At 73.0% G+C, this 21,132-nt stretch carries 18 protein-coding genes, 1 pseudogene and 1 riboswitch; of the genes and pseudogenes, 11 read left to right on the top strand and 8 right to left on the bottom strand.

Annotation, left to right across the window (positions count from 1 at the left end):
- The first annotated feature begins 20 nt into the window (after positions 1-20).
- A complete protein-coding gene (locus D2L64_RS07095; protein ID WP_119573885.1) occupies positions 21-1,712 on the top strand; it encodes an ABC transporter ATP-binding protein in 1,692 nt (563 codons plus the stop codon).
- Positions 1,709-3,460 carry an ABC transporter ATP-binding protein gene (locus D2L64_RS07090; RefSeq protein WP_119573884.1) on the top strand — a complete coding sequence of 584 codons (1,752 nt, stop codon included), beginning with the start codon at positions 1,709-1,711 and terminating at the stop codon, positions 3,458-3,460. Before D2L64_RS07095 ends, D2L64_RS07090 begins: the two co-directional genes overlap by 4 nt.
- 63 nt (positions 3,461-3,523) lie before the next feature.
- Here D2L64_RS07090 and D2L64_RS07085 read toward each other — a convergent pair whose 3' ends face one another.
- From D2L64_RS07085 to D2L64_RS07070, 4 genes are all read right to left on the bottom strand, one after another.
- Positions 3,524-4,156, bottom strand: a complete 633-nt coding sequence (locus tag D2L64_RS07085; protein ID WP_119573883.1) for an HNH endonuclease family protein — start codon at positions 4,154-4,156, stop codon at positions 3,524-3,526.
- Positions 4,157-4,347: 191 nt separating this feature from the next.
- On the bottom strand, positions 4,348-5,013 hold the full coding sequence (locus tag D2L64_RS07080; RefSeq protein WP_119573882.1) for a YceI family protein: 666 nt from the start codon (positions 5,011-5,013) through the stop codon (positions 4,348-4,350).
- Positions 5,014-5,177: 164 nt separating this feature from the next.
- Entirely contained in the window at positions 5,178-6,134 is a 957-nt protein-coding gene (locus D2L64_RS07075) for a hypothetical protein (RefSeq protein ID WP_119573881.1), read from the bottom strand.
- 140 nt (positions 6,135-6,274) lie between these two features.
- Complete coding sequence (locus D2L64_RS07070; RefSeq protein ID WP_119573880.1) at positions 6,275-7,051, bottom strand: IclR family transcriptional regulator; 777 nt, start codon at positions 7,049-7,051, stop codon at positions 6,275-6,277.
- 110 nt (positions 7,052-7,161) lie between these two features.
- Between D2L64_RS07070 and eda the strand changes: the two genes are divergently transcribed.
- Positions 7,162-7,782, top strand: a complete 621-nt coding sequence (gene eda, locus D2L64_RS07065; protein ID WP_233558814.1) for a bifunctional 4-hydroxy-2-oxoglutarate aldolase/2-dehydro-3-deoxy-phosphogluconate aldolase — start codon at positions 7,162-7,164, stop codon at positions 7,780-7,782.
- A 6-nt stretch (positions 7,783-7,788) separates the two neighbouring features.
- Positions 7,789-8,889, top strand: a complete 1,101-nt coding sequence (locus D2L64_RS07060; protein ID WP_119573878.1) for a sugar kinase — start codon at positions 7,789-7,791, stop codon at positions 8,887-8,889.
- Between the two features lie 87 nt (positions 8,890-8,976).
- Here D2L64_RS07060 and D2L64_RS07055 read toward each other — a convergent pair whose 3' ends face one another.
- Positions 8,977-9,966, bottom strand: coding sequence for a serine hydrolase domain-containing protein (locus tag D2L64_RS07055; protein WP_119573877.1), 990 nt, complete (start codon positions 9,964-9,966; stop codon positions 8,977-8,979).
- Positions 9,967-10,109: 143 nt separating this feature from the next.
- On the opposite strand from D2L64_RS07055, the pseudogene D2L64_RS07050 reads away from it, so the two are divergent.
- Positions 10,110-10,376, top strand: a pseudogene (locus D2L64_RS07050) (SRPBCC domain-containing protein); the annotation flags it as partial.
- A 115-nt stretch (positions 10,377-10,491) separates the two neighbouring features.
- Here D2L64_RS07050 and D2L64_RS07045 read toward each other — a convergent pair.
- Positions 10,492-11,280, bottom strand: coding sequence for a PASTA domain-containing protein (locus tag D2L64_RS07045; RefSeq protein ID WP_119573875.1), 789 nt, complete (start codon positions 11,278-11,280; stop codon positions 10,492-10,494).
- A gap of 143 nt (positions 11,281-11,423) precedes the next feature.
- Complete coding sequence (locus tag D2L64_RS07040; protein WP_147376205.1) at positions 11,424-12,716, bottom strand: chymotrypsin family serine protease; 1,293 nt, start codon at positions 12,714-12,716, stop codon at positions 11,424-11,426.
- A gap of 112 nt (positions 12,717-12,828) precedes the next feature.
- On the opposite strand from D2L64_RS07040, the gene D2L64_RS07035 reads away from it, so the two are divergent.
- The 3 genes from D2L64_RS07035 to D2L64_RS07025 all read left to right on the top strand — a co-directional run bounded on the left by D2L64_RS07035 (position 12,829) and on the right by D2L64_RS07025 (position 17,328).
- Positions 12,829-13,503 (top strand): DUF998 domain-containing protein, encoded by a 675-nt coding sequence (locus tag D2L64_RS07035; protein WP_233558813.1) that lies wholly within the window; start codon positions 12,829-12,831, stop codon positions 13,501-13,503.
- Between the two features lie 65 nt (positions 13,504-13,568).
- A riboswitch (cobalamin riboswitch) is annotated at positions 13,569-13,774 on the top strand.
- 135 nt (positions 13,775-13,909) lie between these two features.
- Positions 13,910-16,285, top strand: a complete 2,376-nt coding sequence (locus D2L64_RS07030) for a ribonucleoside-diphosphate reductase subunit alpha (RefSeq protein WP_119573873.1) — start codon at positions 13,910-13,912, stop codon at positions 16,283-16,285.
- On the top strand, positions 16,282-17,328 hold the full coding sequence (locus tag D2L64_RS07025; protein ID WP_119573872.1) for a ribonucleotide-diphosphate reductase subunit beta: 1,047 nt from the start codon (positions 16,282-16,284) through the stop codon (positions 17,326-17,328). Before D2L64_RS07030 ends, D2L64_RS07025 begins: the two co-directional genes overlap by 4 nt.
- On the opposite strand, the gene D2L64_RS07020 is transcribed toward D2L64_RS07025, so the two are convergent.
- Complete coding sequence (locus tag D2L64_RS07020; RefSeq protein ID WP_119573871.1) at positions 17,280-18,137, bottom strand: inositol monophosphatase family protein; 858 nt, start codon at positions 18,135-18,137, stop codon at positions 17,280-17,282. The two genes, D2L64_RS07025 and D2L64_RS07020, sit on opposite strands and share 49 nt — an antisense overlap.
- 87 nt (positions 18,138-18,224) lie before the next feature.
- Between D2L64_RS07020 and trpB the strand changes: the two genes are divergently transcribed.
- Genes trpB through D2L64_RS07005 form a run of 3 tightly spaced genes read left to right on the top strand, consistent with a single transcriptional unit; the run spans position 18,225 to position 21,075 of the window.
- Positions 18,225-19,493 carry a tryptophan synthase subunit beta gene (gene trpB / locus D2L64_RS07015; RefSeq protein ID WP_199714452.1) on the top strand — a complete coding sequence of 423 codons (1,269 nt, stop codon included), beginning with the start codon at positions 18,225-18,227 and terminating at the stop codon, positions 19,491-19,493.
- A complete protein-coding gene (gene trpA / locus D2L64_RS07010) occupies positions 19,490-20,284 on the top strand; it encodes a tryptophan synthase subunit alpha (protein ID WP_233558812.1) in 795 nt (264 codons plus the stop codon). The genes trpB and trpA overlap by 4 nt, the downstream gene beginning before the upstream one ends.
- A complete protein-coding gene (locus D2L64_RS07005) occupies positions 20,281-21,075 on the top strand; it encodes a GntR family transcriptional regulator (protein WP_119573870.1) in 795 nt (264 codons plus the stop codon). The genes trpA and D2L64_RS07005 overlap by 4 nt, the downstream gene beginning before the upstream one ends.
- Positions 21,076-21,132: the final 57 nt, after the last annotated feature.

The raw sequence follows: 21,132 nt of genomic DNA, 5'->3' as shown, positions 1-21,132 counted from the left end.
ACTTCGGAAGCGAGGCGCGGATGACGGACACCCCTGCACCGGTACCGACCGGTCGGCTGATCGGCGGCATGTTCCGGCGCCAGCGCCGCGACACCGCACTGTGCGCCGGCTTCTGGTCATTGCACCAGGTCTGCGAGGCGCTCGTGCCGGTGGCCATCGGCCTGGTCATCGACCAGGCCGTCGGCACCGGGTCGGGTACGGCGATGCTCTGGTCGGTACTGGGGATCTTCGCACTGTTCGTCGCGCTGACGATGGGCTGGCGGTTCGGGTTCTGGTTCCTGTCCAAGGCGGTCGTCCAGGAGTCGCACAGCCTGCGGATGCGGGTGGTCCGGCGGGTGCTCACCGGACGCGGCATCCGCACCAGCCGGCAGCACGGCGAACTGCTGTCGATCGCGACGTCCGACACCCAGGCCGCCGCCGAACTGCTGGAACTGGGCAGCCGGATGATCTCCGCACTGGTCGGCCTGGCCGTGGCGACGGTGGTACTGCTGCGCATCGACTGGTCGCTCGGCCTCGGCCTGGTGGTGGGCGTACCGGTGCTGGTGCTCGGCCTGCACGCGCTCGGACCGGTGGTGGAACGGCACACCTCGGCGCAGCAGCAGTCCATCGGCCGCGCCGCCGCGACCGCCTCCGACCTGCTGCGCGGGCTGCGGCCGCTGCGCGGGTTCGGCGGGGTCGACGAGGCGGTACGCCGCTACCGGTCCGCCAGTCGCAGCTCGCTGCGGGCCAGCATCGGCGCGGTCCGGGCCGGTGCCACCTTCGTCGGGGTGTCGACGTTCACCACCGGCCTCCTGGTCACGGTGGTAGCCGCGCTCGCGGGTTGGTTCGCCCTACAGGACCGGATCACCGTCGGTCAGCTCATCACCATCGTCGGGATGGCCACCTTCCTCAGCGATCCGGTGCTCAACCTCGCCGACTGCGTCTTCCGGCTGGCGACCGCCCGGGCCAGCGCGGCACGGGTGGCCGAGGTACTCGCCGCACCGGAGCCGACCGGATCCGGCGGGCGGACGGCCCAGCCGGGCCCGCTGGTCCTGCACGAGGTACACGCGCCGGGCCTGGACGGCGTCAGCCTCACCGTGCCCCCCGGCGAACTGCTCGGCGTCGTCACCGGGCAGACCACCACCGCCGACAGCCTCACCGACCTGCTGGCCGGTGCGCGGCCACCCGAGCGGGGTGAGGTGACGCTCGCCGGCACGCCCGTACGCGACCTGGACGTCGCCACGCTGCGGCGGGTGGTGCTCGCCGAGCCGCACGCGGTGGACCTGTTCGGCAGCACCCTGCGTGAGGTCCTGCAGACCGGGGACGACCGCGACGACCCGGCGGTCCGGCGCAGCATGAGCGCCGCCGCCGTCGACCAGATCACCGACGGCGGCGTGGGGCTGGACCGGGAGCTGCTGGACCACGGGCTGGACCTCTCCGGTGGCCAACGGCAGCGGGTCGCCCTGGCCCGGGCGCTGCTGGCCGACCGGCCGGTCACCGTGCTGCGTGACCCGACCACGGCCGTCGACGCGGTCACCGAGCACGCGATCGCCGACGGGATCCGCGCCCACCGCACCGGCACCGACCGGGCCACCGTCCTGGTCACCACCAGCGCGCCGTTGCTCGACCGCTGCGACCGGGTGGTGTTCGTCCACGCCGGCCGGGTGGCGGCCGTCGGACGCCACCGCGACCTGCTCGCCCAGTCCGCGTACGCCGAGGTGGTGCTGCGATGAGCGCTCAGACGTCGGTCCTGCCCGTCGCCACCGGCCGCACCACCCTGGCGACCTTCTGGCAGTCGCTGCGCCGACACCCGGCGCTCGGCTGGGCCTCGGTCGGGACGTCGCTGGCGGCCAGCGGCGCCGCGGTCGTCGTCCCGCTGCTGCTCGGCCGGTTGGTCGACCTGGTGGTGGCCGACGGGACCACCCGGTCGTTGCTGCTGACCTCGGCCTGGATCCTCGGCGCGGGTTTCGCCGCCGCGGTGCTCACCGGGGCGTCCCGTTGGCTGGTCACCGAGTGGGGCATGCGCGCCTGCGCCGACCTGCGCGAGGAGGTACTCGACCACGCGCTGCGGATGGACTCGGCCCGGCTGGAGAGCGCCGGCTCCGGCGACGTCGCCTCCCGGGTCACCGACGACGTGGAGCAGGTGACCGACTCGATCCGGCTGGCCGCCGGGGTCTTCACCGCACTGGTCACCGTGCTGGTCACGATCGCCGGCTTCGCCGCCCTGGACTGGCGCATCGCCGCCGCGTTCCTGGTCGTCCTCCCGGTCCACGTGTTCAGCCTGCGCCGGTTCACGCCCCGGGCGAAGCGGCTCTACGCCGCCGAACGGCAGGCCGCCGGGGTCCGGACCCAGCGCCTGCTGACCACCTTCGGCGGGATGCGCACGGTGCACGCCTACGGCATGGCGCAGCGGCAGAGCCAGCGGGTCGAGCGGGCCTCCCAGGACGCGGCCGACGCCCGGCTGCGGGCGGTACGCGGCTTCCTCTGGTTCGCCAACATGATGAACTACGCCGAGGCGATCGGCCTGACCGCCGTACTGCTCGCCGGGTTCCTGTTGGTGCGGGCCGGGGACAGCAGCGTCGGCGACGTCACCGCCGCCGCGCTGTTGTTCCACCGCCTCTTCGGTCCCCTCGGCATGCTGCTGGTCTCGTTCAACGACGTCCAGTCGGCCGGTGCGGCGCTGGCCCGGCTGGTCGGTGTCATCGGCGTCGACGTGCCGGCAACGCGGTCCGGCGACGCGCCCGCCGGGCGGGCAGCGGCGGGCGTCACCGCCAAGTCGGTGTCGCACCGCTACGCCGACGGGCCGGCGGTCCTGCACGATGTCTCGATCGAGATCGCCGCGGGTGAGTCGCTGGCGATCGTGGGTGCCAGCGGCGCCGGCAAGACGACCCTGGCGGCCATCCTCGGCGGGGTGTTCCCGGCCACCGACGGCGCCGTGTGGCTGGGCGGCCGGCTGATCGGCGACCTGAGCCCGACGGATCTGCGCCGCACCGTCGGCGTGGTCACCCAGGAGGTGCACGTCTTCGCCGGTACCCTCGCCGACGATCTCCGGCTGGCCGCGCCGGACGCATCCGAGGACGACCTGCACGCCGCGTTGCGGCTGGTCGGCGCGGACGGCTGGGTCGCCGCGCTGCCGGCCGGGCTGGCCACCCCGGTCGGCGACGGCGAGCACCCGGTCACGCCCGGCCAGGCCCAACAGCTGGCGCTGGCCCGGATCGCCCTGCTCGACCCGCCGATCGTGGTGCTGGACGAGGCGAGCGCGGAGGCCGGCAGCGCGGGCGCGCACCAGCTCGAACTGGCCAGCAGCGCGGTGATCCGGGGTCGCACGGCGATCGTCGTCGCCCACCGGCTCACCCAGGCGCACGCCTGCGACCGGGTGGCGGTGATGTCCCGGGGCCGCATCGTCGAACTCGGCCGCCCGGACGACCTCGTCGCGGCCGGCGGCCGGTACGCCGAACTCTGGGCGGCCTGGCGGCGCTGACCCCACGACGGGCGTGGGCGTACCGCCGAGGCGGTACGCCCACCCGAACCGGTCGGTACGCGGTCAGCAGGTGCTGAGCATCGAGCTGAGCGCCGACTTCTCCGCACTGTCGACGGAGAGCTGGTAGTACCACTTCACCTGGATCCAGGCCCGCGCGTAGGTGCAGTGGAACGCGGCGCGCGGCGGCTTCCACGCGGCCGGATCCTTGTCACCCTTGGACTGGTTAACGGTGCTGGTGACCGCCCACAGTTCGGGTCCGCCGAGGTCGTTGGCGTAGGTCTGCCGCTGCGCGGTGCTCCAGGCCCAGGCGCCGGAGCGCCACGCCTCGGCCAGCGGCACCACGTGGTCGATGTCGATCTGCGACGGGGTGGTCCGGGTCAGCCCGTCGTAGGGGCTGTACCAGGAGCCGGAGGTCGGGTAGCAGCTGGCGTCGACGACCACGTTGCTGCCGTCGCGCTTGAGCACCTGCTCGCGGGTGTTGCAGGTGCCGGTGATCGTGATCCAGTGCGGGAACAGGTCCCGGTTGTAGCTGGACTGGTGGGACTCGGCGGCGACGGTGAGCGCGTTGAGCCGGCTCACCGCCGTGCTGTACGAGGGGATGTTCGGTGGGGTGGCCTGGGCCGGCCGGGGGACCAGCACGACGGACAGGACGACGGCGACCACCGCGGCGAGGGCGGCCTTGGGTACGCGAGCCACTCGGCTACTCCTGACTGTCCCCGGCCACGGCGGGTGGGGGTGGCCCGACTGGTGGGCGCGACCGGCGACAGACGGATTGTCGCAGACATAGTGATCAATGAGTGTCTTGCGGCCGGAACCCGCCGTGAATCCGGCATGAAGAGCGGGCTGTCCCGGCCCGGCCGGTCCCCTGCCGGCTCAGCCTCGCCGGATCAGCCCTGCCGGATCGCCTCGCCGGCGATCTCGATGCGGATGTTCCGGCCGACCAGCACCCCACCGCTGTCCAGGGCCACGTTCCAGACCAGGCCGAAGTCCTCGCGGTCGACCTCGGCGGTCGCGCTGAACCCGAAGATGTCCTGCCCGTACGGATCCCGGCGGGCGCCGCCGTACTCGACCTGCAGGTCCACCGGGCGGGTCACCCCCTTGACGGTCAACTCGCCGGTCAGCACGAACCGCGCCGTCGCCGGGGACGCCGGTGCGGACGGCTCGTCCAGCGCCGCCCGACGGCCGAGCCGGTGGTTCTTCAGCTTCGCCCAGAAGAAGATCGGGTCGGTACGGTCCAACGCGGCGACGCCGGTGCTGCGGTACTCCAGGGTCGGGTACCGCTCCACGTCGAGGAAGTCGGCGCTGCGCAGGTGCACGTCGCGGTCGGCGTTGGCGGTGTACACGCTGTCGGCCCGGATGCTGGCCACGATCGAGGACTGGAGCGGGTCGTCCGCGACGACGATGCGGGCGCTCGCCTCGCGGAACTCGCCGCGTACCGGGCTGACCATCATGTGCCGCGCGACGAAACCGACCCGCTTGTGCCCGGTGTCGAGTTCGTACTCACCGGCAGCCGGGACGGTCATGCCCTCCCAGACCCGTGTGGAACCGGTCATCGCACGCCACTTCCTCCGCCGCGGTACGCCAGGCCCGCCGTCGCGCAAGGCCGGGCCGAACGATCATTCACGCCAAGCATAGGGAGGTCAGTGAGGGTTTCCAGCCCCCGAGGAGGGCTGATCGTGAGGACAATCACCAGCGCCTGCCGGGCGCCGGGCGCGGTTCATGGCGCGAACACCAACCCCGCCAACCCCGCCGTACCCTGCCGCAGCGCACCCGGGCCGTTACCGACTTCGATAAGTATCCGCCGACAGCCGTCGGCCTCCACGTACACCTGACCGGTGGGCAGGTGCAGCACGGCGAACCGCCCGGCCGGAGTGTCACAGGAGGCGGCCGGCGCGGTGGCGACCAGTTCCCGACCGACCTCCGTCCACTGTGCTGCCGACAGCGTTCGGCCGGACTCGAACTCACCAGCCGGCTTGTCCCCACCGCGTTCGGGCACCGGAACCTGGTAGACGCAGACCCGCACCGCCGCCGAACCGGGGGCCAGCGGGTCGGGAACCGTGCCCTGGCCGCCGCCGAACTCACCGGTCGCCCACACCATGTCCGCCCAGTCCTGGCTGCAACCACTGGCCGCCGCCGCGTCCGACTCCAACTCGCGCAGCACCCGCGTGGCGACCCGCTCGGTGGACAACTGCTCGTACGCGGTGCGGAACTCGATCCGGGGCTTGCCGCAGTCGTCCGTCGGCACCCCCGGACGCACCCACCGCCCTTGGGCGTCCAGCAACGCCAGCCACGGCACGAACGGCAGTTCCAGCGTGCAGTTGCCGACCGTCGGGCGGTCCGGCAGCCGCAGCGCGGCCACCAGTGCGGCCACGTCCGCCGCCCGCTCCTCCATCGCGACGAGGTCGGTGCCGCCGCCGGGCCGCCGCTGCGGCTCTGCCCGGCACACCACCGCGGCGGACGGCCGGAAGTCGTCGTCGAGCAGCGGCAGCGCCAGGGCGTCCTGGCTACCGTCGCGGACGAGGCCCTCGCCGCCGGTGACGGTGTCGCAGGACTCCCAGCGCTGCTGGACCACCGGTACCCCGGAATCGCGCCGCCGGGGCTGCTCCGCCGCCACCGCGCAGCCGCTCACCACCAGCCCGAGCCCGACCAGCACCGCCGTCACCCGTCGCGCCATCGCCCACTCCCCCACCGTCCCGCCGCCCGTGCCGACGACGCTCTGACGGTGGCCGGCGCGGTGGGGTTCCCGCCCGGCCCGCCGACGGACCGGCCGGTGCCGGCGGCCGGTCCGGTCCTGACCTGCCCGCGGTGCGCCGGTCAGCTGACCGTGAGCAGGCCGCGCGCGGCGCGGACCTGGTCCACCGCGTGGCGCAGTGCCGCCACCACCCGCTGCTCCACCTGCCCGTCGAGGCGGGCGACCGGGATGGAGAGGCTGATCGCGTCCACGGCGGGGGTGTGCAGCGGTACGGCCACCGCGAAGCAGACGATGCCCTCGGTGTTCTCCTCGTGGTCCACGGCGTAGCCGCGTTCCCGGCAGGCCGCGAGGTCGGCGTGCAGGGCCGCGAGGTCGGTGATGGTGTGCCGGGTCAGCGCGGCCGGCGGGGTTCCGATGATCTCGGTGACCGTCTCGTCGGCGCGTTCGGCGAGCAGCACCTTGCCCAGCGCGGTGGCGTGCGCGGGCAGCCGCCGCCCGATGGCGCTGTACAGCCGCAGCGGGTGCATGGACTCCCGCTTGGCGGTGTAGACCACGTGGGCGCCGTCGAGCCGACCGAGGTGCACCGTCTCGCCGAACTGCCGGGACAGCTCGTCGAGTACGCCGGCGAGCAACCCCACGGCGTCGTCGGTGTCCAGGTACGCGGCGCCGACCTGGAGGGCGCGTACGCCCAGCCCGAAGCGGGTACCGGTGTCGTCGGCCTCCACCCAGCCGCGCTGCATCATCGTCCGGAGGATGCCGTGCAGGCTGCTCTTCGGGATGGCAAGGGCGCGGGCGAGGTCGCCGAGGGAGCGCCGGCCACCGGAGGCGGCGAGTGCTTCCAACACCTCCAACGTGCGCCCGGCCGACTTGACCGGTTGGAAGCCCTCGGCGGATGTCATGGCGTCACTGTAGCCGGATTGACATCGCCGGGATCCGCAGTAGGGTCACGTATGTGACTTCCGTTCATCCTTCTGAACAGCCTGCCGGTCCTTCCGCACCACCGCCCGGGGTGTCGGAGACCCTCGCCGCGGGTCGGATCCTGCCGGTCGTCGTGCTTGAGGACGCCCGCGCCGCCGCGCCGCTCGGCGCCGCACTGACCGCCGGTGGCCTGCGTACCGTCGAGGTGACCTTCCGCACCGACGCCGCCGTCGACGCCATCCGGGCGATGTCCGAGGATCCGCGGCTCTTCGTCGGGGCCGGCACCGTGCTCACGCCCGGCCAGGTCGACGAGGCCGTCGCGGCCGGCGCCCGGTTCATCGTCTGCCCCGGCTTCAGCCCGCGCGTCGTGGCCCACTGCCAGCAGGTCGGCGTACCGGTCTTCCCCGGCGCCGCGACCCCGACCGAGATCCAGATGGCGATCGACGCCGGCCTGGACACGGTCAAGTTCTTCCCCGCCGAGCAGCTCGGCGGCGTCCCCATGATCAAGGCACTGGCCGCGCCGTTCCGCGCCATCCGGTTCATTCCCACCGGCGGCGTACACACCGGCAACCTGCGCGACTACCTCGGCCTGCCGTCGGTGCTCGCCGTCGGCGGGACCTGGATGGTCGCCCCCGGCCTGCTCGCCGAGGGCCGGTGGGACGACGTGACCGAACTGACCGCCGCCGCCGTGGCGGCCGCCCGGAAGAGTTGATCCGCGATGACCCTGCTCGACCTGCGCCCCGCCGACCGGTGCCGCTACGACCTCGTCTCGCTCGGTGAGGTGATGCTCCGCCTCGACCCCGGCGAGGGGCGGGTGCGCACCGCCCGCACCTTCCGGGCCTGGGAGGGCGGCGGTGAGTACAACGTCGCCCGCGGGCTGCGCCGCTGCTTCGGGATGCGTACCGCCATCGTCACCGCGTTCGCCGACAACGAGGTGGGTCGCCTGTTGGAGGACCTGATCCTCCAGGGTGGCGTCGACCCGTCGTTCATCCGCTGGCTGCCGTACGACGGTCTCGGTCGCAGCGTCCGCAACGGCCTGAACTTCACCGAGCGGGGCTTCGGCGTACGCGGCGCCGTGGGCACCTCGGACCGGGGCCACACCGCCGCCAGCCAGCTGCGCGCCGACGACGTCGACTGGGACCACCTCTTCGGCGACCTCGGGGTGCGCTGGCTGCACACCGGCGGCATCTACGCCGCCTTGTCGGAGACCACGCCGGAGACCATCGAGGCCGCGATGGTCGCGGCCCGCCGGCACGGGACGATCATCTCGTACGACCTGAACTACCGGCCCAGCCTCTGGAAGGCCGTCGGCGGGCAGGCCCGCGCCCAGGAGGTCAACCGGCGCCTGGCCCGGTACGTCGACGTCATGATCGGCAACGAGGAGGACTTCACCGCCTCGCTCGGCTTCGAGGTGCCGGACACCGACGAGAGCCTCGCCGAGCTGGAGGTGACCAACTTCCAGCGGATGATCGACGAGGTCACCAAGGAGTTCGACAACTTCCGGGTGGTGGCCACCACGCTGCGGACGGTACGCACCGCCACCGTCAACGACTGGGGCGCCATCGCCTGGGGCGGCGGTCGGTTCGTCGAGGCGACCCACCGTCCGGGGCTGGAGATCATGGATCGGGTCGGTGGCGGGGACAGTTTCGCCTCCGGCCTGATCTACGGGCTGCTGGAGCAGCACGATCTGGCCACTGCCGTGGAGTACGGCGCCGCGCACGGCGCCCTGGCGATGACCACCCCCGGCGACACCTCGATGGCCAGCCGCAAGGAGGTCGAGGCGCTGATGCGCGGCGCCGGAGCCCGGGTGCAGCGCTGACCCGACCGCCCGGCCACGGCCGGCCGCGACGCTGACCCGACGCGGCCGGTCGCGCCCGGTGTGGCCCGAGCCGGCGCGGCCGGCGGGTCACGCCAGGGCGGGCAGGACCACCTGTTCCAGCAGCGTGGCCGGCGTCCGCCAGTGCTCCGGGTCGTCGTAGCCGCCGGCAGCGACGGCCACGCTGAGCGCCGCCTCGGGCAGGACGAACAGCCGCTGGCCGCCGTTGCCGACGGCGGCCACCACCCGGTGCCCCTCGACGCTCTCCAGGTACCAGTGGTAGCCGTAGCCGCCGCCCCAGGTGGTCGACAGGCGGGGCTGGAGCATCACGTCGATCCAGTCGGCGGGGACGATCCGCCGCCCCCGCCAGCTGCCCGCGCCGAGTACCAGTTCCCCGATCCGGGCCAGGTCGCGTGGGGCCAGCCGGAGCCCGGACGCGGCCGAGGCCACCCCGTCCGTGCCGGCCATCCAGTCGAACTCGGTGATGCCCAGCGGGCCGAACAGCACCGCGCGGGCGTAGTCGGGCAGCGGTTGTCCGGTGCCGGCGGCGAGCAGCCCGCCGAGCAACGCCGTCGCGCCGCCGCAGTAACTCCACTGGCTGCCCGGCGCGGCCACGATCGGCCGCTCCAGCACGAACCGGTAGCGGTCCGGCGCCAGCTCCATCGCGATCTCGGCGTTCGCCGGGCTGTCGTACGGGATCTCCTCGCGCCAGTCGAGCCCCAGCGACATGGTGAGCGCGTGCGCGACGGTCAACCGGGACCGGGCGGGGTCGGCGGCCAGGTCCGGGTACGCCGGGAAGTGCCGCAACAGCGGCTCGGCGGGATCGGGGACCCGGCCGTCGGCGAGCGCGATGCCGTACAGCAGCGCGGTCACGCTCTTGGTGACCGACCGTACGTCGTGCCGGGTACGGGGCTGGAACTCGACGACGCCCAGCGGTTCGTCCCAGGCGAAGTCCGGGCCGGTGCCGTAGTACTCCAGCAGGGTCTGGCCACCCCGGAGCACCACGGCGGCGTGCAGGCCGTCGAGTTGCCCCGCCCGCAGCGCCTCGGCCAGGCGGTCACCCAGCTGCGTCGTCGTCATCTGACCCCTCTCGTCGGCAGGACGGCACTCCCTGCCCGGCGACTCTCGCCGGAACGGCGGCGCTGTGCCGCCGGGAGCACCACCCACTATCGGGCCGGCGGCGTGGTTTCGCCGCCCCGCCGCGGCCCGGTGGCTCCGGGTGCGGCCCCGACCACGACCACCTGTTCCGCGAGACGCAGACCTTCCTGGTCATCGAGCGACCACACCGGCTGGTCACCGAGCCCGTCGGCAGCAGCCCGGACGGCTCGACCATGACCACCCGGGTCGAGGTCACCTTCGAACCCGACGGCGCCGGCACCCTCGTCACCGTGGTGCAGACCGGATTCCCGGCCGTGGAGCTGCGCGACTTCTTCACCCAGGAGGTCTGGGTCGACGCCTTCGCCCGGATCGAGGCGTACCCGCGGCGGTGAGGCAGCGCCGGCCGGGACGACGCACGCCGTCCCGGCCGGCGGTTCGGTCAGGTCACCGCCGGCTGCCAGCCGTCGCGGAAGCGCACCCCGTCCGGCGCCAGCCGGACCTCGCCGTTCAGCCGCGGCCGGCGGGCAGTCGACCGCCGACCGGGCCCCGCTCGACGACGACCTCGGGGCCGAACCGCTCCCGCAGCGTACGTAGCTCGGCGTCGGTGAACTCGGCGCGCAGCCGCAGCCCGCAGGCGGCGGCGTCGACGTGCATCGCGACGGCCCGCTGGTCACCCGGCGGCAGGAAGTCCCGGCGGGACAGTTCCACGCCGATCTCCTGCAACGCCGCCCAGGTGGTGTCGCACTCGACGACGCGGGTTTCCCGGTCGCCGAGGAACGGCGCCGCGCCCGCCAACGCCTGTGCCCGCCCGGTACCGGCGCCCAGCGCAAGCACGATCGTACCGTCGGCGGCGGTGGTCAGGCCGACGAAACTGTGCCGGTTGGCCGCCACGTAGCCGTCGAGGGTGGGTTCGGGCGGGCCGGCGACGACCACGGTCAGCACGCTGCCGGCGGCCACGACACTGCCGGCCACCGGCCGGGTGGCGACCACCGTGCCGGAGGGGCGCTCGGCGTCCGGTCGATACTCCAGGATCGGCACCAGCCCGGCGGCGAGCGCCTCCTTGTCCACCAGGGGGGCAGCGCGGGACACCAGATCGGGAACCCGGACCTGCCCCGCGCCCGGCCCGGTGCTGGTCGAACCCGCACTGGACACCAGCTCCGGCGCCGCCCCGACCGGCACCGACGGGGCCGGCTGGGCCGACGCACAGCCCGACACCACTGTGGCCGTGGCGAGCAACGCCACCGCTGCGACCCGCAGACGTGCTGTCGTCCCGGCCATCTCGCGTGTCCCGGCCATCTCGCATTCTCCCTCTTCGCGGGGTGCTCTGCGATCCGACGCCCCCCACCCGCCTCCGGTTCCCCCGATTCGCCGCAGATCCCGGTACGAGACGGCCCTTCGTCGGGGCGGTCCCGTACCAGGATCCACAGGCTGGTCCGGGGTCAGGAGGTGAGGATGGTGACGCCCAGGTGGTTCTCGATGACGTGCATCCGTTCGGCCACCACGTTGCGGCCGCTGTCGGTGGTGCCGACGATCGACCCCACCGCGGTGGCGTTGGCGGTGCCGGTACGGATGTACACGGGACCACCGGAGTCGCCGCCGCGCACCACCACGTCGTTGTTGCGCCGGGCGGTCATCAGCCCGGGAGTGCAGCCGGCCGGGTCGCACAGTTGGCCGGTGAGGTTGGTGACCGTCAGCCCGCAGATCGCCCGGGTGACCATCCCGCTGAGGCAGATGCCGTCACCGACCACCGGGGACCGTTTGGCGGTGACCGTACGGGTGCTCGGGCAGCACGGGTCGACGTGGATGACGTTGGCGTACGTCTCGCCGGCCGAGGCGACTCCGATCAGGTCGAACGCCGGGTAGTCGCTGCGCCCCCAGGAGTCGCCCCAGAAGTGGGTGGAGGAGAAGATCCGCTGCCCGTTGCCGAAGCAGTGTCCGGCGCTGACGCCACCGCGGCGGCCGTCGGAGTTGCGCCGGACGGTGAACGCCGTGGTGCAGATGTTGGAGTTGATCGTGCCGGAGCCGACCCGGACACCGGCACCGCCGTAGTGGGGCCGCCCGTCGTCGAGCCGCCCGGTGCGGGCACTCTCGGCGAGGGTGACCACCGCGACGTCGCCCAACGCCTGGCGGGCCGCCTCGGCCGCCGCCGGGTAGCGGGGGTCGAACGAGACGTACAGCCGGGAGTCGTTCGGGTCCAGGTGGTAGCCGAAGGACGCCTTGGCCGCGTCCGGGTGCCAGGAGCGGGCGGTCAGCAGTTCGTCGGCCGCCGCCAGCCGCTCGCCGCTGTGGCAGCCGACCCGTACGGCCGCGCGAAGGCCGACGTCGACGGCGGACCGGCTCACCGGCGCCACCGCCTGTACCCGCCGGGCCAGCTCACCGGCCCGGCCCCGGTACTCCGGCGTCACCACCAGCACCACCGTGCGGGTCTCGTGGTCGACGGCGCTGCCGATGTAGCCACGGCGGACCAGGGTCGAGATCGGCTGTTTGCCGTCGTCGACACCGAACGCCGAGTGGCCGGCCAGCTGCACGGCCAGGTTGCCCGCCCGGACGTCCGCCCGCTCCAACCACTGTGCGTACGCCGGGCCGCCGTCCGCGGTCAGCGCGGCGCCGAGGCGGCGCGGATCGGGCCGGTCGACGGTGCAGTCGGCGGCGGCACCGGCGGCGGGCACGCTGCCGGCCCCGGCCAGCACGACGGCCACCACCGCGACCGACAGGACTCTTCGGAACGTCATCCTCTTCCTCCCCGTTGATCGACGTTGTTCAAAGCCTAGAGCGCCCCCGCCACTGGTGTCGGTACGGCCGCTCAGCCGTCGAGCACCGGTTGGCTACCGTGTCGGCCATGACGTGCTCGCAGCTGGCCGGCCGGGCGGGCGACCGCCGCCGGGACCGGCGACCGGTGACCTGATGGGCTCCGACGCGATCCAGGTCTCGCTGGTCGCCGGCATCGCCGGCACCGCCCTGTTCGTCCTCGTGTTCCTGCTCGACGGGCTGACCCGGCCGGGGTACGACCCGACACGGCACCCGGTCAGCGCCCTGGCGCTCGGGCGTCGCGGCTGGATACAGACCGTGAACTTCCTGGTCAGCGGGCTGCTCGTCACCGCCGCCGGGCCCGGGGTCGCGGCCACCACAGGCAGCGCCTGGCCGGCCGGGGCGGTCACGGTGTTCGGCCTGGCCCTGGTGGCGTCCGGGGTGTTCCCGATGGACCCGATGCGCGGCTATCCGCCGGGGACGCCGGACAGCACACCCGAGACGTTCAGCCGCCCCCACCGGCTGCACGACTGGGCCGGTCTGGTGGTGTTCGTGGCGCTCCCGGCCGCCGCACTGGCCGCCGCGCTGACCGTGGACGTGCTGCCGTGGGCGGTGCTGTCCGGGGTCGCCGCGGCCGGACTGGTCGCCCTGCTGCTGTGGTTCTCCGTGGCCTGGGAACGCGACTCGCCGCGGGCCGGTCTGATCCAGCGGGGGTACATCGTCGCCGGCTGGGCCTGGCTCGGCGCGCTCTGCTGGCACCTGCTGCCCTGACCGGTGTGGGATGCGACACGCCCGACACACCATCTGGTGTTTCCCACCCGCCGCCGCGCCCATATATGGTGCTACCCGCAGCTGGTTCGGCCATCGCTCCACGGTGGCCGTGGCAACAGGGAACCCGGTGTGAATCCGGGACTGCCCCGCAGCGGTGAGTGGGAACGACCGCCGTCAACGAAGCACTGGGCCACCGACCCGGGAAGCGACGGCCAATAGGCCGAGCACGACGCCCACGAGTCCGAAGACCTGCCAGTGCGCCGCACGCGTCGCGTGCGGCGGTCGAAGGCCGCGCGGGACGGCCGACGCCATCTGTTGGTCTGCCACGGCCGTCGGGCCGTCGGACGACCGGCGGCGTCCTTCCGCGCACCCGTCGACCTCGGCGACAGGCGTGAGGAGGGCGAACATGACGGTGACGCAGGAGCAGGCGGCGCCGGAGCAGCGGCGGCACGTGATGCAGGTCCGCAAGCGCGACGGTGACACCGAACCGGTCGACGTCAACAAGATCGTCAAGGCGGTCGAGCGCTGGGTCGCCGACCTGGACGAGGTCGATCCGCTGCGGGTGGCCACCAAGACGATCAGCGGCCTGTACGACGGCGCCACCACCGCCGAGCTGGACAAGCTGTCGATCCAGACGGCGGCGGAGCTGATCGGCACCGAGCCGCAGTACTCGAAGCTGGCGGCCCGGCTGCTGGCCGCGTACGTCGACAAGGAGGTCCGTGGGCAGCAGGTGGCGAGCTTCAGCCAGTCCATCCGGTACGCGCACGGGCTGGGGTTGATCGGCGACGACACCGCCGCGTTCGTGGCCCGCCACGCCCGCAAGCTCGACGACGCCGTCGACCCGGACGGTGACCTGCGGTTCGAGTACTTCGGGCTGCGTACCGTCGCCGACCGGTACCTGCTGCGGCATCCGCAGACCCGGCTGGTGGTGGAGACGCCGCAGTACTGGTTGCTGCGGGTGGCGTGCGGGCTGTCGCGGACACCGGCCGAGGCGATCGGCTTCTACCGGCTGATGTCCAGCCTGGCGTACCTGCCGAGTTCGCCGACGCTGTTCAACTCCGGCACCCGGCACACCCAGATGTCCTCGTGCTTCCTGGTCGACTCGCCCCGCGACGAACTCGACTCGATCTACGAGCGCTACCACCAGGTCGCGAAGCTGTCGAAGTTCTCCGGCGGGATCGGCATCTCGTGGTCGCGGGTACGCGGCCGGGGCGCGTTGATCCGGGGCACCAACGGCCGCTCCAACGGCATCGTGCCGTTCCTGAAGACCCTCGACGCCGGGGTGGCCGCGGTCAACCAGGGCGGCCGGCGCAAGGGCGCGGCCTGCGTCTACCTGGAACCCTGGCATCCGGACGTCGAGGAGTTCCTGGAGTTGCGGGACAACACCGGCGAGGAGTCCCGGCGTACGCACAACCTGAACCTGGCCAACTGGATCCCGGACGAGTTCATGCGCCGGGTGGAGGCCGACGGCGACTGGTCGCTGATCGACCCCTCCGACGCCCCCGAGCTGCCCGACCTGTTCGGTGAGGCGTTCGACGAGGCGTACCGGGCGGCGGAGAAGAAGGCGGTGCGGACAGTCAGGGCCCGGGACCTGTACGGGCGGATGATGCGCACCCTCGCGCAGACCGGCAACGGGTGGATGACGTTCAAGGACGCCGCCAACCGGCTGTCCAACCAGACCGGCGCGCCGGGCAACACGATCCACCTGTCGAACCTGTGCACCGAGATCCTGGAGGTCAACAACGACGCCGAGACCGCGGTCTGCAACCTGGGCTCGGTGAACCTGGGCGCGCACGTCACCGCCGACGGCGTCGACTGGGAGAAACTGCGCGCGACGGTACGCACCGCCGTGGTCTTCCTGGACCGGGTGATCGACATCAACTACTACCCGGCCGAGCAGGCGGCGGCGTCGAACCCGCGGTGGCGACCGGTCGGGCTCGGGCTGATGGGGTTGCAGGACGCCTTCTTCACCCTGCGGCTGCCGTTCGACTCGGCGCAGGCCCGGGAGCTGTCGACCCGGGTGCAGGAGGAGATCCTGCTGACCGCGTTGGAGACCTCGGCCGGGCTCGCCGCACGGTTCGGCCCCCACCCGGCGTACGCCGAGACCCGGGCCGCGCAGGGCCGGCTGCACCCCGACCTGTGGGGTGTCGAGCCGACCCAGGTGCGGCGGTGGGCCGACCTGCGGGCGGCGGTCGCCACGCACGGGCTGCGCAACTCGCTGCTGGTCGCCATCGCGCCGACCGCCACCATCGCCTCGATCGCCGGCTGCTACGAGTGCATCGAGCCGCAGGTGTCCAACCTGTTCAAGCGCGAGACGATGTCCGGGGAGTTCCTCCAGGTCAACACGTACCTGGTGGGCGAGCTGAAGGCGCGTGGGCTGTGGACGGCGCCGATCCGGGAGCAGATCAAGCGGGCCGAGGGGTCGGTGCAGGGCATCACCGAGCTGCCGGCCGACGTGCGGGAGCTGTTCCGTACCGCGTGGGAGCTGCCGCAGCGGGCCCTGATCGACCTGGCCGCCGCCCGGGCCCCCTACATCGACCAGTCGCAGTCGCTGAACCTGTTCCTGAGCGCGCCGACCATCGGCAAGCTCTCCTCGATGTACCGGTACGCCTGGAAGTCCGGGCTCAAGACCACCTACTACCTGCGTTCCCGTCCGGCGACCCGGATCCAGCAGGCCACCGTCGCCCTCGCCCCGGCCGTGACCCCGCTCGTCACCGTCGCCGACGACGAGGCCCTGGCCTGCTCCCTGGAGAACCCCGAAAGCTGCGAGGCCTGCCAATGACCACCGTCTCCGAATCCCCCACCGACGCCGGCACCGGTCAGCGGCAGATGCTGCTCGACCCCGGCATGGACCTGACGCTGCGCCCGATGCGCTACCCACGGTTCTTCGACCGGTTCAAGGACGCGATCAAGAACACCTGGACGGTCGAGGAGGTCGACCTGCACTCCGACCTGGCCGACCTGGCCAAGCTCTCCCCGGCGGAGCAGCACCTGGTCTCCCGGCTGGTCGCGTTCTTCGCCACCGGCGACACCATCGTGGCGAACAACCTGGTGCTCAACCTGTACCAGCACGTCAACTCCCCGGAGGGCCGGCTCTACCTGTCCCGGCAGCTGTTCGAGGAGGCGGTGCACGTCCAGTTCTACCTGAACCTGCTGGACACCTACGTGCCGGACGAGCGGAAACGGTTCGAGGCGTTCGCGGCGGTGGAGAACATCCCGTCGATCGCCCGCAAGGCCGAGTTCTGTTTCAAGTGGATCGACTCGATCTTCGAGCTGCGCGAGTTGCGGACCCGGGCGGACCGGCGGGCGTTCCTGCTCAACCTGATCTGCTTCGCCGCCTGCATCGAGGGCCTGTTCTTCTACGGCGCCTTCGCGTACGTCTACTTCCTGCGTTCCCGGGGGGTGCTGCACGGGCTGGCCTCCGGCACCAACTGGGTCTTCCGCGACGAGTCGATGCACATGGCCTTCGCCTTCGACGTGGTGGACACCGTCCGCGCGGAGGAGCCGGAGCTGTTCGACGCCGAGTTGGAGCAGCAGGTCAGGGACATGCTCGCCGAGGCGGTGGAGTGTGAGGTGCAGTTCGCCGCCGACCTGCTCGAACAGGGCGTCTCCGGACTGCCGCTGGCCGACATGCGGGAGTACCTGCGGCACGTGGCCGACCGGCGGCTGGCCATGCTCGGCATCGAGCCGATGTACGGCGCGCAGAACCCGTTCGCCTTCATGGAGTTGCAGGACGTGCAGGAACTGTCGAACTTCTTCGAACGGCGGGTGTCGGCCTACCAGGTCGGGGTGACCGGCTCGGTGAGCTTCGACGACGACTTCTGACCGGGCCGGCGGCGGTCCCGGCGCTGATTCCTGACCAGGGCCAGCAGCTGCGCGTGTGTCGGCGGGTCGGCGGCCACCACGAGCCCACCGGCACCGGCGTACGGCGGCCGCCCGTCGATGCCGGTCACCATGCAGCCGGCCGCCTGGCAGATGGCGACGCCGGCCGCGAAGTGGACGTTGTCGCGCGGGTGGCCGTCGGTGACGTAGCCGGCGCGCCGGCCGGCGGCCACCCAGACGAGCGCCAGGCTGGTGGAGACGACCCGGGGGTGGAAGCGCTCGACGAATCCCGGTTCGGCGAGCAGCCGGACGGCGCGGAAGTCCCGTCCGTTGGGGAACGGTGGATCGAGGTTGACGTCGACCAACCGGGAGCCGGCGGACGGGACGAGTGGCTCGTCCACCCCGCCACGGCGCAGCTGTCCGCCCGCGCCGTCGGTCCAGAAGACCTCGTCGGTGAACGGGTCCGCGGCGGCGGCGACCGTGACGCGCCCGGCGCCGCGCAGCGCCACGTTCACCGCGACCAGCATGGTCCGCGCGGCGTAGTTCACGGTCCCGCAGAGCGGGTCGACCAGCCAGGTGCGGTCGTTGCCGGCGGTGCCCGTCCGGCCGCTCTCCTCGGCGAGCACCAAGTCGTCCGGGCGGGCCGCGCGCAGCAGGTCGACAACGGCCCGCTCGGCGGAGATGTCGACCGAGGTGGCGAAGTCCGTCGCGGACTTGGGTAGTCGCGTCAGCGGCGCGCCGTACTCGGCGCGGACCACCGCCGCCCCGGCCCGTGCCGCGCGGATGGCCAGTTCCCGATCACCGATCGACACGTACGCAGGGTAGGCCCGAGTTCGGTTGTGCCGCTGCCCGACCACCCGTCATACTGCCAACAGTTCTAGAACAGAGGGGTGATGGGTATGGAGCTTTCGAGGCCCGGCCCGGACGCCGTCGGCACCGGCCGGAGCCGGTCGGTGATGGCGGATCCGGGCAGCACCGGGCGGTTCGGCCGGTTCGGCGGGCGCTACGTCCCCGAGTCGCTGGTACCGGCCTGCGAGCAGCTGGAGTCCGGCTTCCGGGCGGCGTGGGCCGACCCGGCCTTCCGCGCCGGCCTGGCGCGCACCCTGGCGCTGCACGCCGGCCGTCCCACCCCGGTCACCCCGGCGCTGCGGCTCTCCGCCGAACTCGGCCTCACCCTGCTGCTCAAGCGGGAGGATCTGACCCACACCGGATCACACAAGATCAACAATGTGCTCGGTCAGGCGATGCTCGCCAAGCGGATGGGCAAGACCCGGCTGCTCGCCGAGACCGGCGCCGGCCAGCACGGGGTCGCCAGCGCCACCGCCGCCGCCCTGCTCGGCCTCGAATGCGTCGTCTACATGGGCGAACGCGACATGCGGCGGCAGGAGCTGAACGTCTTCCGGATGGAGCTGCTCGGCGCCACCGTCGTCGCCGTACGCAACGGCAGCCGTACGCTCAAGGACGCCTGCACCGAGGCGCTGCGCGGCTGGGTGACCCAGGTCGACGAGGCGCACTACTGCGTCGGCTCGGTGATGGGCCCACACCCGTACCCGTGGATGGTCCGCGAGTTCCAACGGGTCGTCGGTGAGGAGGCCCGGCAACAGTGCGCGGCCCTGCTGCCGCAGGGCCGGCCGGACGTCGTCGTCGCCTGCGTCGGCGGCGGCTCCAACGCCGCCGGCACCTTCGCCGGCTTCGTCGACACCGACGCCCGCCTCGTCGGCGTGGAGGCGGCCGGCGGCGCGGCGGTCAGCCGCGGCGCGCCGGGCGTGCTGCACGGCTACCGGTCCCAGGTGTTGCAGGACGAGCACGGCCAGATCCTGGAGGCGCACTCCATCTCCGCCGGGCTCGACTACCCCGGCATCGGCCCCGAACACGCCCACCTGGCCGACATCGGTCGCGCCGAGTACCCCAGCGTCACCGACGCCGAGGTGGTCGAGGCGGTGCTGCGGCTGGCCCGTACCGAGGGCATCGTCCCGGCGCTGGAGTCCGCGCACGCCCTGGCCTGGGTACTGCGGGCGGCCGGCACGCCACAGCTGCCCACCGGCTGCTCCGTGCTGGTCACCCTCTCCGGACGAGGCGACAAGGACGGCGCCCAACTGGTGGCGCTGCGCCGGGACGGCGCCCGATCGGGAGCGCTGCGCCGCGACGCCGCCGGGACGCCGCGGTGAACGCCACCGAGCGGTACGGCCGGCTGGAGACGCACCTGCGCCGACGCCGCGACGCGGGCCGGTCCCTGCTGGTGCCGTACGTGACCGCCGGGATCAGCGCCGACTGGACCGACTACCTGCACGCCTACGCCGACGCCGGGGCGGACGCGATCGAGGTCGGCCTGCCGTTCTCCGATCCGATGCTCGACGGCGCGACGATCCAGGAGGCCTCCCACCGGGCACTGTCGTCGGGCACCACCACCGCCGGCGTACTGGCCCGGCTGGCCGGTACGCCGGTGGCGGTGCCGCTGGCCGTCATGACGTACGCCAACATCGTCTTCCGGCACGGGGCCGCCACCTTCTGCGACCGGCTCGCCCAGGCCGGGGTGGCCGGGCTGATCGTGCCCGACGTGCCGTACGACGAGGTCGACGAGCTGTCCACGGTGGCCACCGCGGCCGGTGTCGAACTGGTGCTGCTGGCCTCGCCGGTCACCGCACCGACGCGGCTGCGCCGGATCGCCGAACGCAGCCGGGGTTTCGTCTACGGCGTGACCGTAATGGGCACCACCGGTGAGCGCACCGGACTCTCCGACTCCGCCCGCGCGCTCGGCACCACGCTGCGCGGCCACGGCAGCCGCCCGGTCCTGCTCGGCTTCGGCATCAGCTCCCCCGGACAGGCCGCGCTCGCCGCCGGCTCCGCCGACGGCGTGGTGGTAGCGTCCAGTCTCATGCGTGAGGTTCTTGCCGGACGTGGTCCACGCGAGGTGGCCGGCACGGTGGCGGCCCTGCGGGCCGGCCTGGACGCCGGGTGAGCGACCCGGTCACCGGGCCGGAGTCCCCGGCCACCGGCGGCCGGCGGGGCACTCGCCCGAAGTACCGGGTGATCCGGGACGAGATCGCCGGCCGGATCGCGCGCGGCGTGTACCGGTCCGGCCAGTCGCTGCCGGCCCAGCGGGAGCTGTGCCGCGACTTCGGGGTGACCCTGATGACGCTGCGCCAGGCGTTGCAGGCGCTCAGCGACGAGGGGTTGATCGTCCAGCAGCCCGGCCGGGGCACGTACGTCACCCCGCCACCGGCGTCCTACCGGCTCAGCACCCTGCGCAGCCTCACCGACGAGCTGCTCAGCCAGGGCATCGACGTGACCACCGAGGTGCTGCGCGTCGAGCTGCGCGCCGCGCCGCAGTACGTCACGGCCGCGCTGCGGCTCGACTCCGACGCCCGGGTCCTGCGGCTGCACCGGCTGCGGCTGGTGGACGGTACGCCACTGGTGCACCAGGTCTCCTGGATCGCACCGCCGTACGCGCGGGCCGTGCACGACGTCGACTTCAGCACCACACCGCTGTACGAGGCGCTCGCCGAGGTCTGCGGGGTGTCGGTCGCCGCGGCCACCGAGACGATCCGGCCCGGCGTGCTGTCGGCGGCGCTGGCACCGCTGCTGCGCCGCCGGCCGGGCACCCCGATCTTCCTCAGCGACCGGTTGACCCTCGCCGTCGACCAGGAACCGGTCGTGCTGGACCGGGCGGCCCTGCTCGGCGACCGGTTGCAGATCCGCGCCGACCGGGTCACCTCGGCGATGTCGCTGTCCTGGGATCTGACCTCGTGACGACTCGGCGGCCTCGTTCCCCCGGGAGTGGGCCCGCGGGTCCGGCGTGACGCGCCG

Source organism: Micromonospora radicis (assembly GCF_003583405.1).
GTDB lineage: Bacteria > Actinomycetota > Actinomycetes > Mycobacteriales > Micromonosporaceae > Micromonospora > Micromonospora radicis.
The sequence above is the reverse complement of the archived record's forward strand: the minus strand, read 5'-3'. Positions and strand labels throughout refer to the sequence as shown.